This window comes from Burkholderia sp. GW821-FHT14F03, assembly GCF_058803765.1.
Genome location: NZ_JBXAPG010000033.1, coordinates 15,138 through 30,210, shown reverse-complemented (window position 1 = coordinate 30,210; position 15,073 = coordinate 15,138). Strand labels below are relative to the sequence as shown.

The 15,073-nt window shown below is 67.7% G+C and carries 13 protein-coding genes; 5 read left to right on the top strand and 8 right to left on the bottom strand.

Annotated features, from left to right (window positions below; all coding sequences use genetic code 11):
• The first annotated feature begins 222 nt into the window (after positions 1 to 222).
• The gene (locus AC1RQF_RS21870) at positions 223 to 2,613 is read left to right on the top strand and encodes a penicillin-binding protein 1A (RefSeq protein WP_492872946.1); all 2,391 of its coding nucleotides are present in this window, start codon (positions 223 to 225) and stop codon (positions 2,611 to 2,613) included.
• A 77-nt stretch (positions 2,614 to 2,690) separates the two neighbouring features.
• Here the strand turns inward: AC1RQF_RS21870 and cyaY are convergent, their stop codons facing one another.
• A complete protein-coding gene (gene cyaY, locus AC1RQF_RS21865) occupies positions 2,691 to 3,017 on the bottom strand; it encodes an iron donor protein CyaY (protein ID WP_274000738.1) in 327 nt (108 codons plus the stop codon).
• Positions 3,018 to 3,053: 36 nt separating this feature from the next.
• Between cyaY and lptM the strand changes: the two genes are divergently transcribed.
• The gene (gene lptM / locus AC1RQF_RS21860; RefSeq protein ID WP_492872960.1) at positions 3,054 to 3,344 is read left to right on the top strand and encodes an LPS translocon maturation chaperone LptM; all 291 of its coding nucleotides are present in this window, start codon (positions 3,054 to 3,056) and stop codon (positions 3,342 to 3,344) included.
• 6 nt (positions 3,345 to 3,350) lie between these two features.
• Positions 3,351 to 4,622 carry a diaminopimelate decarboxylase gene (gene lysA / locus AC1RQF_RS21855; RefSeq protein ID WP_274000736.1) on the top strand — a complete coding sequence of 424 codons (1,272 nt, stop codon included), beginning with the start codon at positions 3,351 to 3,353 and terminating at the stop codon, positions 4,620 to 4,622.
• 78 nt (positions 4,623 to 4,700) lie between these two features.
• On the opposite strand, the gene msrQ is transcribed toward lysA, so the two are convergent.
• The 5 genes from msrQ to AC1RQF_RS21830 form a co-directional block, all read right to left on the bottom strand.
• The gene (gene msrQ, locus AC1RQF_RS21850) at positions 4,701 to 5,354 is read right to left on the bottom strand and encodes a protein-methionine-sulfoxide reductase heme-binding subunit MsrQ (RefSeq protein WP_492872945.1); all 654 of its coding nucleotides are present in this window, start codon (positions 5,352 to 5,354) and stop codon (positions 4,701 to 4,703) included.
• 8 nt (positions 5,355 to 5,362) lie between these two features.
• A complete protein-coding gene (gene msrP / locus AC1RQF_RS21845; RefSeq protein ID WP_274000733.1) occupies positions 5,363 to 6,358 on the bottom strand; it encodes a protein-methionine-sulfoxide reductase catalytic subunit MsrP in 996 nt (331 codons plus the stop codon).
• Between the two features lie 159 nt (positions 6,359 to 6,517).
• The gene (ccsB, locus tag AC1RQF_RS21840; protein WP_274000731.1) at positions 6,518 to 7,711 is read right to left on the bottom strand and encodes a c-type cytochrome biogenesis protein CcsB; all 1,194 of its coding nucleotides are present in this window, start codon (positions 7,709 to 7,711) and stop codon (positions 6,518 to 6,520) included.
• A gap of 4 nt (positions 7,712 to 7,715) precedes the next feature.
• Positions 7,716 to 9,911, bottom strand: a complete 2,196-nt coding sequence (locus AC1RQF_RS21835; RefSeq protein ID WP_274000730.1) for a cytochrome c biogenesis protein ResB — start codon at positions 9,909 to 9,911, stop codon at positions 7,716 to 7,718.
• A 124-nt stretch (positions 9,912 to 10,035) separates the two neighbouring features.
• Entirely contained in the window at positions 10,036 to 10,689 is a 654-nt protein-coding gene (locus tag AC1RQF_RS21830) for a c-type cytochrome (RefSeq protein WP_274000729.1), read from the bottom strand.
• A 215-nt stretch (positions 10,690 to 10,904) separates the two neighbouring features.
• On the opposite strand from AC1RQF_RS21830, the gene yihA reads away from it, so the two are divergent.
• Positions 10,905 to 11,564: a ribosome biogenesis GTP-binding protein YihA/YsxC gene (gene yihA / locus AC1RQF_RS21825; protein WP_274000728.1), complete on the top strand. Its 660-nt coding sequence runs from the start codon at positions 10,905 to 10,907 to the stop codon at positions 11,562 to 11,564.
• A gap of 246 nt (positions 11,565 to 11,810) precedes the next feature.
• Positions 11,811 to 12,809, top strand: coding sequence for a porphobilinogen synthase (hemB, locus tag AC1RQF_RS21820; RefSeq protein WP_274000727.1), 999 nt, complete (start codon positions 11,811 to 11,813; stop codon positions 12,807 to 12,809).
• Positions 12,810 to 12,878: 69 nt separating this feature from the next.
• On the opposite strand, the gene dsbD is transcribed toward hemB, so the two are convergent.
• Both dsbD and cutA read right to left on the bottom strand, forming a co-directional pair.
• Entirely contained in the window at positions 12,879 to 14,744 is a 1,866-nt protein-coding gene (gene dsbD, locus AC1RQF_RS21815; protein ID WP_274000725.1) for a protein-disulfide reductase DsbD, read from the bottom strand.
• Complete coding sequence (gene cutA / locus AC1RQF_RS21810) at positions 14,737 to 15,063, bottom strand: divalent-cation tolerance protein CutA (RefSeq protein WP_274000723.1); 327 nt, start codon at positions 15,061 to 15,063, stop codon at positions 14,737 to 14,739. Before cutA ends, dsbD begins: the two co-directional genes overlap by 8 nt.
• Positions 15,064 to 15,073 lie beyond the last annotated feature (10 nt).

Sequence of the window (15,073 nt, the reverse complement as noted above, 5' to 3'; positions counted from 1 at the left end):
TTCGCGCCCCCGGCGGAGGCGTCCTATGGAGCGACCATTCTGCGCAGCGGCGCGCGCGGACGGCAGTCGGCCGGACGGCCAACGCCGCGCCCGCCGGCACCTCGCGCCGGTCCGCGCCCGGCGGCCGGCGCGCCGCGCCGTGCGCCGGCCATCGGCCGGACGGCCGATCCGGGCCGGTCAGACCGGACGGCTATAATCGCGGGACTGTTTTTTGGTGTGCCTATGCAATCCACGACTCCTACGTCCCCGCCTCCCGCGCCCGAGCCGCGCAAGCGCCCGCTGTGGCTGACCTTGCTGCTCGCCTTCGCGGGAGTTTGCGTGGCGATCGCCGTCAGCATCGCGCTGGTGCTCGGCTATGCGCTCGTCGTCGCATCGCCGAACCTGCCGTCGCTCGACGCGCTCACCGACTACCGGCCCAAGGTGCCGCTGCGCATCTACACGTCGGATCACGTGCTGATCGGCGAATTCGGCGAGGAGCGGCGCGACATCGTCCGCATCCAGGACGTGCCGGACGCGCTGAAGAAGGCCGTGCTCGCGATCGAGGACGCACGTTTCTACGATCACGGCGGCGTCGACCTGACCGGGATCCTGCGCGCGGGGATCGTCGCGCTGACGAACGGTCACGCCACCCAGGGCGCGAGCACGATCACGATGCAGGTCGCGCGCAACTTCTTCCTGTCGAGCGAAAAGACCTACACGCGCAAGATCTACGAAATGCTGCTCGCGTACCGGATCGAGCGTGCGCTGACCAAGGATCAGATTCTCGAGGTCTACATGAATCAGATCTATCTCGGCCAGCGCGCCTACGGCTTCGCGAGCGCCGCGCGCGTGTACTTCGGCAAGGACCTGAAGGACCTGACGCTCGCCGAGTCGGCGATGCTCGCCGGGCTGCCGAAGGCGCCGTCCGCGTACAACCCGGTCGTCAATCCCAAGCGCGCGAAGGTGCGCCAGGAGTACATCCTGCAGCGCATGCTCGAGCTGAACTTCATCACCCGCGAGCAGTACGACGAGGCGATCGCCCAGCCGCTCGTCGTCAAGGGCGCGAGCCGCGAGTACAGCGTGCACGCCGAATACGTCGCGGAAATGGTGCGGCAGATGATGTACGCGCAATACAAGGACGAGACCTACACGCGCGGCTTCAACGTGGTGACGACGATCGACTCGGCCGATCAGACCAACGCGTACCGCGCGCTGCGCAAGGGCATCATGGATTACGAGCGGCGCCACGGCTACCGCGGCCCGGAAGGCTTCATCGAGCTGCCGGCGGGCGGCGACGAGCGCGAGCAGGCGATCGACGACGCGCTCCTCGAACACCCCGACAACGGCGAGCTGATCGCCGCCGTCGTGACCGACGCGAACCCGCGCCAGATCCAGGTCGCATTCGTGAACGGCAGCACCGCCACGGTCGACGGCGACAACCTGCGCTTCGCGGCGGGCGCGCTGTCGGCGAACGCGCAGCCGAACCGGCGCATCCGTCCGGGCGCGATCGTGCGCGTCGTGAAGAACGACGACGGCCGCTGGGCGATCACGCAGCTGCCGCAGGTCGAGGGCGCGTTCATCTCGATCGTGCCGCAGGACGGCGCGATCCGTTCGCTCGTGGGCGGCTTCGACTTCAACAAGAACAAGTTCAACCACGTGACGCAGGCCTGGCGGCAGCCGGGCTCGTCGTTCAAGCCGTTCATCTACTCGGCGTCGCTCGACAAGGGCCTCGGCCCGGCAACCATCATCAACGACGGCCCGCTGTACTTCAGCGCCGCCGAGACGGGCGGCCAGCCGTGGGAACCGAAGAACTACGGCGGCGGCTTCGAAGGCCCGATGTCGATGCGCACCGCGCTGCAGCGCTCGCGCAATCTCGTGTCGATCCGGATCCTGAACCATATCGGCACGAAATACGCGCAGCAGTACATCACGCGCTTCGGCTTCGATGCGGAACGCCACCCGGCCTACCTGCCGATGGCACTCGGCGCGGGGCTCGTCACGCCGCTGCAGATGGCGGGCGCGTTCTCGGTGTTCGCGAACGGCGGCTACCGCGTCAATCCGTACCTGATCGCCGAGGTGACCGATCCGAGCGGCAACGTGGTCGTGCACGCGCAGCCGCTCGTCGCCGAGCAGAACGCGCCGCGCGTGCTCGATCCGCGCAACGCCTTCGTGATGAACAGCCTGCTGCAGAGCGTCGCGCAGCGCGGCACCGGCGCGAAGACCAACGTACTCAAGCGCGGCGACCTCGGGGGCAAGACCGGCACGACGAACGATTCGCGCGACGCATGGTTCGCCGGCTACCAGCACACGCTCGCGGCGATCTCGTGGATCGGCTACGACAGCCCGCGCAGCCTCGGCGACCGCGAAACCGGCGGCGGCCTCGCGCTGCCGGTGTGGATCGACTACATGGGGCCCGCGCTCAAGAACGTGCCGGAGTACCGCATGCCGACGCCGGACGGCGTCGCGACGCTCGGCGGCGAGCTGTATTTCAGCGAGTTCACGCCGGGGCACGGCTTCGTCTCGACGGTCGGCGTGAGCCAGGCCGCGTCGCCCGACGATGCATCCGGCCCGATGCCCGAACACGTCGACGAGCAGGAGAAGCAGGACATCATGAACCTGTTCCGCGGCAACTGAGGCCGCGCGGGCTTCCCCAAGAAAAAAGCGGCTTCAGGGCCGCTTTTTTCCTGATGCCGCGCCGGTCCGGCGCCGGCTCAGGCCTCGAACGTCACCGGCAGGCCGGCCTGCTGGGTCGCATAGTCGGTCAGCGCCGCATAGAATTCCAGGCCGCTGCGCGTATCGCGCCACGCACCGTCGACGAAACGGAAGTGGAAGCCGCCCGCCTTCGCGGCGATCCACACTTCCTTCATCGGCGGCTGCAGGTTGATGATGATCTTCGAGCCGTTCTCGAACGTCAGCGTGAGCACGCTGCCGTTGCGTTCCAGATCGATGTCGGCGTCGCCTTCGTTGGCCGCGTCGACCGCGCGTTCGACGGCCGCCAGGACGGCTTCGGCGCGGGTCAGGTATTCGGTGTCGGACATGCTAAACTCGGTCGATTCAATTGTTTAGGGACGATGATGCGCATCGCTTTCCAGATGAGCGCGATTGTAGCGGCTTTGGCGCTCTCCGGCTGCGGCCAGAGCGGCGCGCTGTACATGCCGGTCGTGCCGCCGAGGCCGGCCCTGCCGATGCAACCGCCGTCCGCCGACGTCGCGCCCGATGCAGACGCCGCATCCGCGCCGGACGGCACGGTCCCCGATACCTCCGGCACGCCGCTCATGCTGTCGCCCGAGCTGTCCACGCAGGGCGACCTGCGCACGGCTCCCGCCCAGCCCACGCCCGCGTCCGGCGTTACCCCCGCCCAATGATTCCGCATGACTCAAGCCGCCTTTGATTACGTCGATGGCACGCTGCACGCCGAAGGCATCCCCGCAGACAAGCTCGCCGAACACTTCGACACCCCGCTGTACGTATACTCGCGCGCGGCGCTGACCGCTGCCTACACGGCCTACGCCGACGCCTGCCAGGGCCGGCGCGCGGCGATCTACGTCGCCGTCAAGGCGAACAGCAACCTGGGCGTGCTCAACGTGTTCGCACGCCTCGGCGCGGGTTTCGACATCGTGTCGGGCGGCGAGCTGGCGCGCGTGCTGGCGGCGGGCGGCCAGGCCTCGAACGTGGTGTTCTCGGGCGTCGGCAAGAGCGCGGACGAGATGCGCGTCGCGCTCGAGGCCGGGGTCAAGTGCTTCAACGTCGAATCGCTGCCCGAGCTCGACCGCCTCAATGCGGTCGCGGGCGCGCTCGGCCGCCAGGCCCCCGTGTCGCTGCGCGTGAATCCGGACGTCGACCCGAAAACCCATCCGTACATCTCGACCGGCCTGAAGGGGAACAAATTCGGCATCGCGTTCAGCGACGCGCGCGCGGCCTACCGCGCCGCCGCCGCGCTGCCGAACCTGAAGATCGTCGGGATCGACTGCCACATCGGCTCGCAGATCACCGAGCTGAGCCCGTATCTCGACGCCATCGACAAGCTGCTCGACCTCGTCGAGCAGATCGAGGCGGACGGCGTGCCGATCCACCACGTCGACGTCGGCGGCGGCCTCGGCATCACCTATGACGACGAAGCGCCGCCCGAGATCGGCGCGTTCGTGCGCGCCGTGCTCGCGCGCATCGACGCGCGCGGGCACGGCCAGCGCGAGATCTTCTTCGAGCCGGGCCGCTCGCTGACCGGCAACGCGGGCATCCTGCTGACTCGCGTCGAATTCCTGAAGCCGGGCGAGGAGAAGAACTTCGCGATCGTCGACGCCGCGATGAACGATCTCGCGCGCCCCGCGATGTACGAGGCCTATCACGCGATCGAGCCGGTGAAGCCGCGCGCCGACGCCGCACCGGTGCTGTACGACGTGGTCGGTCCGGTCTGCGAAAGCGGCGATTGGCTCGGCCGCGAGCGCCGGCTCGCGCTCGAGCCGGGCGACCTGCTCGCGATCCGCTCGGCGGGCGCGTACGGCTTCACGATGAGTTCGAACTACAACACGCGGCCGCGCGCGGCCGAGGTGCTCGTCGACGGCGAGAATGCGTACCTCGTGCGGCCGCGCGAGACGATCGAAAGCCTGTTCGACAACGAGGCGATCCTGCCGGACAACGCGTAGGTCGCCGCGCTTCGGCGCGCGGCACCCACGCGAGGAAGAAGGGCGATGGCACCGGCCATCGCCTTTTTTATTGCGCCGTCACCGGCGGCCGCGCCGCCACCACGCGAACAGACGCGCCGCCAGCAGCGCGAGCACGATCGCGCCGTACAACTTCGGCTGCCCGAGATCGTGCTTGCCGGCCTTCATCCACCAGAAATGCAGCACCGCGAACAGCGCGATCGCGTAGATCGCCCGGTGCAGGCTCTGCCAGCGCCGCCCGAGACGCCGGACCATCGCGCGCGGCGAGGTCGCGGCCAGCGGCATCAGCAACACGAACGCGGCGAAGCCGACCGTGATGAAAGGCCGCTTGACGACGTCCTGCGCGATAGCCGGCACGTCGAACCATTTATCGAACCACAGGTAGGTCGTGAAATGGAGCGTCGCGTAGAAGAACGCATAAAGGCCCAGCATGCGGCGGAACCGCAGCAGCGCGGGCAGGCCGGCGAGCTGCCTCAGCGGCGTCACGGCCAGCGTGATGCACAGGAACACGAGGGCCCAGAGGCCCGTCGAGCGCGTGACGAATTCCACCGGATTCGCGCCGAGCCGGCCGGTCGCGCCGAACAGCACGATCCGCGCGAGCGGATACAGACACGCAACGAACAGCGCGAGCTTCGCGGCGGCGATCCAGCGCGGCGCGCCGCCGGCCCGCGCCGGCGCGCCGGTCCGCGAGGACACATGGAGGTCGGGATTCATGCGACGCCTCAAAAGAACTTCTTGAGGTCCATGCCCTGATACAGGGACGCCACCGCCTCGCCGTAGCCGTTGAACATCAGCGTCTTGCGCTTCGGCGTGAAGAAGCCGTCGTCGCCGATCCGGCGCTCGGTTGCCTGGCTCCAGCGCGGATGGTCGACGTTCGGATTCACGTTCGAGTAGAAGCCGTATTCCTTCGGCGCGTAGGTATTCCAGCTCGTCGGCGGCTGTTGTTCGACGAAGCGGATCTTCACGATCGACTTCGCGCTCTTGAAGCCGTACTTCCAGGGTACGACGATCCGCACCGGCGCGCCGTTCTGGTTCGGCAGCACCTGCCCGTACATGCCCATCGTGAGCAGCGTCAGCGGATGCATCGCCTCGTCGAGGCGCAGCCCTTCCGAATAAGGCCAGTCGAGGATCGGAGCGGCGAGGCCCGGCATCTGCGACGGATCGGCGAGCGTGATGAACTGCACGTACTTCGCGCTGCCGGTCGGCTGCACGCGCCGGATCAGTTCCGCGAGCGGCACACCGATCCAGGGAATCACCATCGACCAGCCCTCGACGCAGCGCAGCCGGTACACGCGCTCCTCGAGCGGCGCGAGCTTCAGCAGCTCGTCGAGGTCATACACCTTGGGATGCCGGACCGCCCCTTCGACGCTCACGCGCCACGGGCGCGCCCGCAGCGTGCCGGCGTTCTGCGCGGGATCGCCCTTGTCGGTGCCGAATTCGTAGAAGTTGTTGTAGGTGGTGAGGTCCTTGAAGGACGTGGCCTTGTCGGCGACGACGAAGGCCGGATTGGTGCGCGCGGCGAGCTTGGCCGCGCGCGGGTCCGGCGACGCGTAAGCGGCGAACGCCGGCGCGCTCGCGCCGAGCAGGCCGCCCGCCGCCGCGGCGCCGGCCGCCTGCATGAAGCGGCGGCGCTGCTCGAACACGGCTTGCGGGGTGATTTCGCTGCGGGGAATTGCGTCGCCGGCCAGGTCGGCGTGCTGCGTAGGCTTGATCCACATGGCTGATGCTCCATTCTGCCCGGTCGGGCGACGGGCCCGACGAGCGTTCGACACATGCGCGGGCCCGCCGTTCAGCCTGCCGCGAAACCGGCCGCGCAACAAAAAACCGCCGCGCACGAGGTGCAGCGGCGGTGATGAGTCGGTCGAGCGCGGCGAATCTTACAACTTGCCGTAGCTGTGCAGCCCCGACAGGAACATGTTGACGCCCAGGAACGCGAAGGTCGTGACGAGCAGGCCCGTCAGCGCCCACCAGGCCGCGACCGTGCCGCGCAGCCCCTTCATCAGGCGCATGTGCAGCCATGCCGCGTAGTTGAGCCAGACGATCAGCGCCCAGGTCTCCTTCGGATCCCAGCTCCAGTAGCCGCCCCATGCCTCGGCCGCCCACAGCGCGCCGAGGATGGTCGCGATCGTGAAGAACGCGAAGCCGACCGCGATCGACTTGTACATCACGTCGTCGAGCACCTCGAGCGTCGGCAGGCGATCCGCGAGCACGCCGCGCTCCTTGCACAGGTAGGCGACGCTCACCATCGCGGACAGCGCGAAGCTGCCGTAGCCGATGAAGTTCGCGGGCACGTGGATCTTCATCCACCAGCTCTGCAGCGCCGGCACAAGCGGCTGGATCTGCTGCGCGTCGCGCGCGATCGAGTACCACATCAGGAAACCGACCGCCGCGCTGATCACGAGCAGCACGAACGCGCCGAGTGCGCGCGTGCCGTAGTGACCTTCGTAGTACAGATAGAGCAGCGCGGTGATCAGGCTGAACAGCACGAACACTTCATACAGGTTGGACACCGGGATATGGCCGACGTCCGCGCCGATCAGGTAGGACTCATACCAGCGCACCATCAGGCCGGTGAAGCCCATCAACACCGCGACCCAGGTGAGCTTCTGGCCGATCGCGCCGCCCGTCTCCGCGCGCGCCAGCATGCCGATCCAGTAGAACACCGTGGCAAGCACGAACAGCGCGCTCATCCACAGGATCGCCGACTGGCTCGACAGGAAGTACTTGAGGAAGAACGCCGAATCGGCGCGGGCGAGATCGCCCTGGTAAATCTGGATCGACAGCAGCGACAGCACGGCGATCGAGGCCATCAGGAGCCGCGCGGGCTTCCAGCGCCAGCCGAGAATGGCGAGCGCCGGCACGGTGCCGACCAGCACCGCCTTGTCGTAGTAATTCATGTGCGCCTGGTAATGCACGAGCGCATAGCCCGCGCCCACCACGAGCGCCAGTGCGAACAGCCAGTCGACGAGCGACAGGCGCCGCAGGAACGGCCGCTCGTCGAAGAGCGGGTTCTGCGCCGCGGCGGGAGCGCGCGGCGACGAAGAAGCGGAAGTAACTTGGGTCAGGTCCATGATCTTACCGGATGGTTTCCTCGGAGCCGGCGCCCTGCGGGGCGCGGGCGGCAGGCGCGCCGGCGGCGTCGCCTGGTGCGGCGCCCAACACGGCGCCTGCCGCGTCGCGCGTCTGCACGAACTCTTTCTCGAAATCGAAGGTCTTGCGTGCGCTGGACATCGCCATCACCACGCTGACGCCCGTGCCGGTGTCCTTGAGCCAGAACCACAGCCGCCGTTCACGCACGTAGAACATCGAGAAGATGCCGAGCACCAGCAGCAGGCTGCCAAGATACACCAGATTCTTGCCGGGCGCGCGCGTGAGCTGGAACACCGACGCCTGCACCTGCTTGAACGAATCGAGCTGCAAATAAACGGGGGCGCCGTACAGGAAACTGTCCGACAACGCGTTGATCGCGCTCTGCACGAAGCGGATCGTATCCGCGCCCTGCTGCACGGGCGGCTCGCCGGCGCGCTCGCGCGCGACCTGCCAGACCTCCCACATCGATCCTTCGAGCATGCGCAGCAGCAGGCCGGCCGCCTTCTCCTGCTCCCCCTTCGGCACCGAGCGGTCGATGAAGGTCGCGACGGCCTGGAACCCGCCGAGCGGCTGGCCGTCGGCGCCCCGGCCGACGCTGTCGTCGGACGCCGAGAAAAGGGTCAAGACCCGCAGCGCGCTGTCGTTCAGGCGTGCGCGCAGGCCGGCCTCGGCGCCGGACAGCGAGCGCTGCGCGAAACGGCGCGCCGCCTCGGTGCGCACGGCCGGATCCTCGAGCGCGGCGCGCAGGCGCATCCATTCGCCGAGCGTATCCTGGCTGTCGGCCGGGATCCGCAGGTAGCGGAACGGATCGTTCGGGCTCGCGCGCACGCCGGCGAGGAACACGCGTTCGCCCGCGATCTCGACGGGCAGCATGTAGTTGTTGAATTCGCGCGCCTGGCCGTCCTTGCCGCGCACCTTGTACTGCACCGACGGCCCGACGTTGTGCAGTTCGAGCGGCTTGGAGGTCTTCGCGCCGGAGCCGAGCCGCTCGTCGAACGCCTCGCGCAGCGTGCGGGTCGTCGCGACGCCGCGCGCATCGGTCTTGCCGCTCGCGTCCGAGATGTTCTCGACGTTGATCGCGCGGAAATCGGAAAACTCGATCGTGTCGCCGTCGGGGCCGGGCAGCGGCACCGCGCCGCCGATCGCGCCCTTGACCGGGAAGGTCTTGAGGCTGTCGCCGCTCATCGGGTACGCGGTCATTTCCATCAGCGAGCCGCCGTCCTGGAAGCTCGACTGGTAGATCGACACGCCCTTGTACGTGAACGGCTTGTTCACCTCGACCCGCGCCGGGATCTTGCGGCCTGTCTCGCGGTCGATCACGACGATGTCGCTCGCGAACAGCTTGGGCATGCCGGTCGAGTAGTAGTCGACGATGAACTTGTTGAGCTGGATCGAGAACGGCAAATCCTGGATCAGCGAGCCGTTCGGCTGGTTGAGGATCGCGGTCGACACGAACTGGCCTTCCGGCACCCAGGCGTAGCCGCGGAACGTCGGGTTCGCCGCCGACAGCCGATGATCGGGCGAGATCTCGCTGATCGTCGCGCTCGTGTTGACCGGGCTCTTGCCAAACATCCACATCTGGAATTTGATCGGCAGGTTGCTGTCGAGCAGCCCGCCGATGCAGATCACGACGATCGCGAGGTGGGCGGAGATGTAGCCGAACTTGGTCAGCGCGCCGCGCTTCGCGGCGATCAGCGTCGCGCCGTCCGACTCGCGCACGACGTGCTGGTAACCGGCCTTGCGCACGAACCCGGCGAGCGTCTGGGCGACTTGCGCGCGCTCGCCGTGCACCGCGTACTCGGCCTTGTGGTGAAACGCGCGCAGACTGCCCTCGCGGACCTTGTCCTTCCAGCTCTTCACGTCGGCGAGCATCTTCGGCGCGTTGCGGATCACGCACAGCGAGATCGACACGACGAGGAAGATCAGGATCAGCATGAACCACCACGCGCTGTACACGTTGTAGAGGCCCAGCGAGCGGAAGATGTCGGCCCAGAACGGACCGAACTGGTTCACGTAGTTCGGATAGGGATCGTCCTGCGTGAGCACGGTGCCGATGATGCTCGCGATCGACAGGACCACCAGCAAGGCGATGGCGAAGCGCATCGAACTCAGCAGCTCGACCGCGCTCTTCGCGGCCCGCTGGCCCGACTTGGACTGCAACCCCGATGTGGTAACGCTCATTCAAACTCCGACTGACAACAAAAAAGGGCAAGGCGGCCGCTTGCCAGCGGCGCCCCACCCTTTTCTTGTTCTTGCACCGGCCGCCCGTTGGCAACCAGCGTGTTTCATCCGCGTGCGAACCGCATCAGCGCAGGCCGGCGATGTAATCGGCCACGGCCTTCACCTCGCTGTCCGACAAGCGCGAGGCGATCTGATGCATCGGCTCGTTGTTGCTGCGCGCGCCCGCGCCCTGCTGGAACGCGGTCAACTGGGCGGCGGTGTAATCCGCCCACTGCCCCGACAGGCGGGGATATTGAACCGGGATCCCCTGCCCCGTCGCCCCGTGGCAGCTCGCGCAGGCCGGCACGCCCTTCTCCGCGATGCCCCCGCGATAGATCTTCTGGCCGATCGGCACGGTATCCGCGTTGCGCGCGGTGCCCGGCTTCGCCGCCTGCGATCCGTAGTAGGCCGCGACGTTGCGCATGTCCTGCTCGTTCAGCGCCGCCGCGAAGCCCACCATCACGGCGTTGTTGCGGGTGGGCCGCTTCGCGCCGGGTTGCGTCTTGAAATCGTTCAGCTGCTTGACCAGATACTCGGGATGCTGGCCGGCGAGCTTCGGGAACGCGCCCGTCGCACTGTTGCCGTCCGCACCGTGACACGACGCGCAGACCTGTGAGGCGATCGCCTTGCCGCGATCCAGATCCGGCTTGGCCGCTTCCGCCGCGCCTGCTTCTGCTACGAAACCAACGAACCCTGCTGCAACCTGAAGCACCATCAGAGACTTGCACAGTCGATTCATTCGCACACCTTGTTTCGTCTTGTGGGAATTAGAGGTTCTGCAAAAAACGACGGCAACCAGTCTACCGCACAAGCACCCGCACCGGCTTCACTGGCCTCGGTAAAACCGCCGTATTGTACAATATCGCGATGAAAGCTCCGCCGCCTATCCGGGCTACCGCGGAGCCACTCCCACCCCATCGGGCGGCCCGCGCCGTCCCTGCCCCTCCGGTTCCCATGGCCTTCCTGCTCCATCAAGCCCGCTTCTACACGACCGTCAACCACCTGCGCGACCTGCCGCCGACGGTGCAGCCGGAGATCGCCTTCGCCGGACGCTCGAACGCGGGCAAGTCCACCGCGATCAACATTCTGTGCAACCAGAAGCGGCTCGCCTTCGCGTCGAAGACGCCCGGGCGCACCCAGCACATCAACTACTTCTCCGTCGGCCCGGCCGCCGAGCCGGTCGCGAACCTCGTCGACCTGCCGGGCTACGGCTACGCGGAAGTGCCGGGGGCCGCGAAGGCCCACTGGGAAGCCCTGCTGTCGAGCTACCTGCAGTCCCGGCCGCAGCTGCGCGGGATGATTCTGATGATGGATTCGCGCCGCCCGCTGACCGAACTCGACCGACGCATGATCGAGTGGTTTGCACCGACCGGCAAGCCGATTCACACGCTGCTGACCAAATGCGACAAATTGACGCGCCAGGAAAGCATCAACGCGCTGCGCTCGACCCAGAAGGAACTCGACGCCTACCGCGCCGCGGGCTACGAAGGCACGCTCACCGTGCAGCTGTTCTCGGCGCTCAAGCGGGTCGGCCTCGACGACGCCCATGCATTGATCGAGAGCTGGCTGCGGCCGTCGGTCGCCAGCGAAGATGGCGACGCTGTAGCACAATGAGCGGGCAACGCGTCCGATGGGACGCGCTCCTGACGGCACCTGCCATTCGTTGGGCTCATAAAAAAACCCGCCGTATTCCGGCGGGTCAAACAGCCTAATCGAAAAACGACAGGCACCCGCTCAGGGAGGAGAAGCGGGGAACATCGCGTAATACGCGATGCTCGATCGCTATCATATACCATTGTCTCGAAAAATTACCGAAGGGAATCGTAAGGTTCCATCCGGCCCCTTTCCTCCCATTCCACCATGAGCATCCATCCTCTGCATCGCCCGCGCCGCATGCGTCGCGACGACTTCTCGCGTCGCCTGATGCGCGAAAACCTTCTCACCACCAACGACCTGATCTACCCGGTGTTCGTCGTCGAAGGCACGAACCAGCAGCAGCCGGTGCCGTCGATGCCGGGCGTCGAGCGCGTGTCGGTCGACCTGCTGATGGGCGTCGCCGAGCAGTGTGTCGAGCTGGGCGTGCCGGTGCTGTCGCTGTTCCCGGCGATCGAGCCGTCGCTCAAGACGCCGGACGGCGCCGAGGCGGCCAATCCCGAAGGCTTGATCCCGCGCGCGGTGCGCGAGCTGAAGCAGCGCTTCCCCGAGCTGGGCGTGCTGACCGACGTCGCCCTCGATCCGTACACGAGCCACGGCCAGGACGGCGTGCTCGACGAGAGCGGCTACGTGATCAACGACACGACGATCGAACTGTTGATGGACCAGGCGCGCGCGCACGCGGAAGCCGGCGTCGACATCGTCGCGCCGTCGGACATGATGGACGGCCGCATCGGCGCGATCCGCGAGATGCTCGAGAGCGAAGGCCATATCCATACTCGGATCATGGCGTATTCGGCGAAGTACGCGTCCGCGTTCTACGGCCCGTTCCGCGATGCCGTCGGCTCCGCGTCGAATCTCGGCAAGAGCAACAAGATGACCTACCAGATGGACCCGGCCAACAGCGACGAAGCGCTGCGCGAAGTGCGGCTCGACATCGAGGAAGGCGCGGACATGGTGATGGTGAAGCCGGGCATGCCGTATCTCGACATCGTGCGGCGCGTGAAGGACGAATTCCGCTTCCCGACCTACGTGTACCAGGTGAGCGGCGAATACGCGATGCTGAAGGCCGCCGCGCAGAACGGCTGGCTGGACCACGACAAGGTGGTGCTCGAATCGCTGCTCGCGTTCAAGCGCGCCGGCGCGGACGGCGTGCTGACCTACTTCGCGCTCGACGCCGCGCGGCTCCTGCGCGCGCAGCGCTGAGCCCGCGCCGTATCGGCGAAAAAAACGGCGGGCCCTTCGCAGGGCTCGCCGTTTTTCATGGCGCGCCGCTTACGATGTCTGCGCGCTGCCGTCCGATGCCGCCACGCGGTCGAGGCTGCGCAGGAAGCGATCGGCGGCCTGATAACCGACCACCCGGCCCAGTTCCTTGCCGTCGCGGAAGACGATGATCCCCGGCGGCCCGAACAGGCCGAAGCGCTTGAGCAGCGCCTGGTCGTCCGCGTTGTTCGCTGTGACGTCCGCGCGCACCAGTTGCATCTGCGCGAGCCGCGCCGAGACGCGCGGGTCGGTAAAGGTCAGGTGCTCCATCTCCTTGCAGCTCACGCACCAGTCGGCGTAGAAATCGAGCATCACGGGCTGCGTCGCCTGCTTCAGCACCTGATCCAGTTCGGCGCTCGAACGCACCGCCGCGAACGCCGGACCTTCATGCGCCGCCGAGGCGGCGGCGCCGGCCGGCGCCCGCGCGGCCAGCACCGCGAGCGGGCGCAGCGGGTCGGACGAGCCGGCCGCCAGGCCGACGAGCAGGGTCGCCGCCCAGATCGCGAGCGCCGCGCCGAAGCCGCGCCCGAGACGCCGCCACACCGACGCACCGCCCGATTGCGGCGTGAACAACCCCAGCGCGGCCGCGGCGACCAACAGCCACAACGCGCTCAGGCCGAGCTGCGCGACCGCCCCGAGCACCGGCCAGACGATCCACAGCGCGGCCGCGAGCAGCACCACGCCGAAGAACACCTTGACGCCGTCCATCCACGCGCCCGCGCGCGGCAGCACGGTGCCGGCGCCGAGCCCGATGATCAGCAGCGGAACGCCGAGGCCGAGCCCCATCGCAAACAGCGCTGCGCCGCCGAGAAGTGCGTTGCCGGTATGCGCGATGAACGCGAGCACCGCGAACAGCGGCGCGGTCATGCAGGCGCCGACGACCAGCGCCGACAGCGCGCCCATCGTCGCCACCGCCAGGAAACGCCCGCCCGAGCGACGGTTCGACGCCTGCGCGGCGCCGTCCTGCCAGCGCTGCGGCAGCGCGAGGTCGATCCCGCCGATCAGGGTCAGCGCGAAAACGGTGAGCAGCGCGCCGAACGCGCCGAGCACCCACGGGTTTTGCAGCCAGGCGCCGAGGCTCTGCCCGACCAGCGCCGCCGCGATGCCGAGCGCCGTATAGACGAGCGCCATGCCGAGCACGTAGGTCAGCGACAACGCGAAGCCGCGTGCGCGAGTGGCCCGCGTGCCTTCTCCGATGACGATGGCGGACAGAATCGGGATCATCGGGTACGAGCAGGGCAGCAGGCTCAGCACCATCCCGGCGACGAAGTAGAGCGCGATGATCGTCAGGAAGCCGTGGCCTTCGAGGAGCGACTGCGCGTAGTCGGCGCTCGTCACGCGCTCGTACCAGCTGCCGTCGTCCGCATGCGGCGTCGTGGGCGCGGCGGCGGTCAGCGCCGCGCCGGCCGCGCCCAGCGCCGCCCCCGAGATCTTCACGACGTGCTCGGCGGGCGGATAACAGATGCCTTCGTCCGCGCAGCCCTGCGACGTGACCGACAGCTCGAACGGCCCCGACGCCTGCTTCACGGGCACGTGGATCGTCAGTTCGCCCCGGTAGGTCTCGACCTCCTTCTGGAAGGTCTGGTCGAACTTGGTATGGCCGGCCGGCATCTGCGGCTCGCCGAGCGCCGCGGCGCCGCTCTTCACCGCGATCACGAAGCGCTCGCGGTACATGTAATAGCCGTCGGCGATCGTGTAGTGGAGGTCGACCTGTCCCGGCGCCTCGCTCGAGCTGAACTTGAAGGCAACCGCGGGATCGAGGAAATCGTCCGCGGCGCGCGCAGCGGCCCCGAAACCCAGCAGCAGGACAAACAGCGAGAAACCGGCGAACAGCACGCGCGGCACGCGGAACAGACGAAGCGAAAGACGATTAGACATGGAATGCGCGTTGGGTTTCAGTGGCGACCCACTGGCCGTAGGCGTCCGATGCGGTTGCCTGCCAGGAGAGGATTTCGGGCGTGTCGTACGGATGGTGAGCTCGGATGTGACGCTCGAGTTCCAGCGCGCGGGCCGCGCTGGTCTTGAACAGCAGCTGGATCTCCTCGCCCGTCTCGATCTTGCCCTGCCAGTGATAGCGCGAGCGCACCGTGCCCTGCTCGGACACGCACGCCGCGAGCCGCGCGGCCAGCGCGCTCTCGGCCAGCGCCTGCGCGACGGCCGCGTCGGGCACCGTCGTCAGCATCAGAATCACGACCATCGGCGGTCCT

Coding starts and splice junctions, on each gene's coding strand:
- lysA (WP_274000736.1), top strand. CDS start 3,351: ATGACTCAAGCCGCCTTTGATTACGTCGATGGCACGCTGCACGCCGAA.
- ccsB (WP_274000731.1), bottom strand. CDS start 7,711: ATGGACCTGACCCAAGTTACTTCCGCTTCTTCGTCGCCGCGCGCTCCC.
- AC1RQF_RS21835 (WP_274000730.1), bottom strand. CDS start 9,911: ATGAGCGTTACCACATCGGGGTTGCAGTCCAAGTCGGGCCAGCGGGCC.
- hemB (WP_274000727.1), top strand. CDS start 11,811: ATGAGCATCCATCCTCTGCATCGCCCGCGCCGCATGCGTCGCGACGAC.
- msrQ (WP_492872945.1), bottom strand. CDS start 5,354: ATGAATCCCGACCTCCATGTGTCCTCGCGGACCGGCGCGCCGGCGCGG.
- lptM (WP_492872960.1), top strand. CDS start 3,054: ATGCGCATCGCTTTCCAGATGAGCGCGATTGTAGCGGCTTTGGCGCTC.
- yihA (WP_274000728.1), top strand. CDS start 10,905: ATGGCCTTCCTGCTCCATCAAGCCCGCTTCTACACGACCGTCAACCAC.
- cutA (WP_274000723.1), bottom strand. CDS start 15,063: ATGGTCGTGATTCTGATGCTGACGACGGTGCCCGACGCGGCCGTCGCG.
- AC1RQF_RS21830 (WP_274000729.1), bottom strand. CDS start 10,689: ATGAATCGACTGTGCAAGTCTCTGATGGTGCTTCAGGTTGCAGCAGGG.
- dsbD (WP_274000725.1), bottom strand. CDS start 14,744: ATGTCTAATCGTCTTTCGCTTCGTCTGTTCCGCGTGCCGCGCGTGCTG.
- msrP (WP_274000733.1), bottom strand. CDS start 6,358: ATGTGGATCAAGCCTACGCAGCACGCCGACCTGGCCGGCGACGCAATT.
- AC1RQF_RS21870 (WP_492872946.1), top strand. CDS start 223: ATGCAATCCACGACTCCTACGTCCCCGCCTCCCGCGCCCGAGCCGCGC.
- cyaY (WP_274000738.1), bottom strand. CDS start 3,017: ATGTCCGACACCGAATACCTGACCCGCGCCGAAGCCGTCCTGGCGGCC.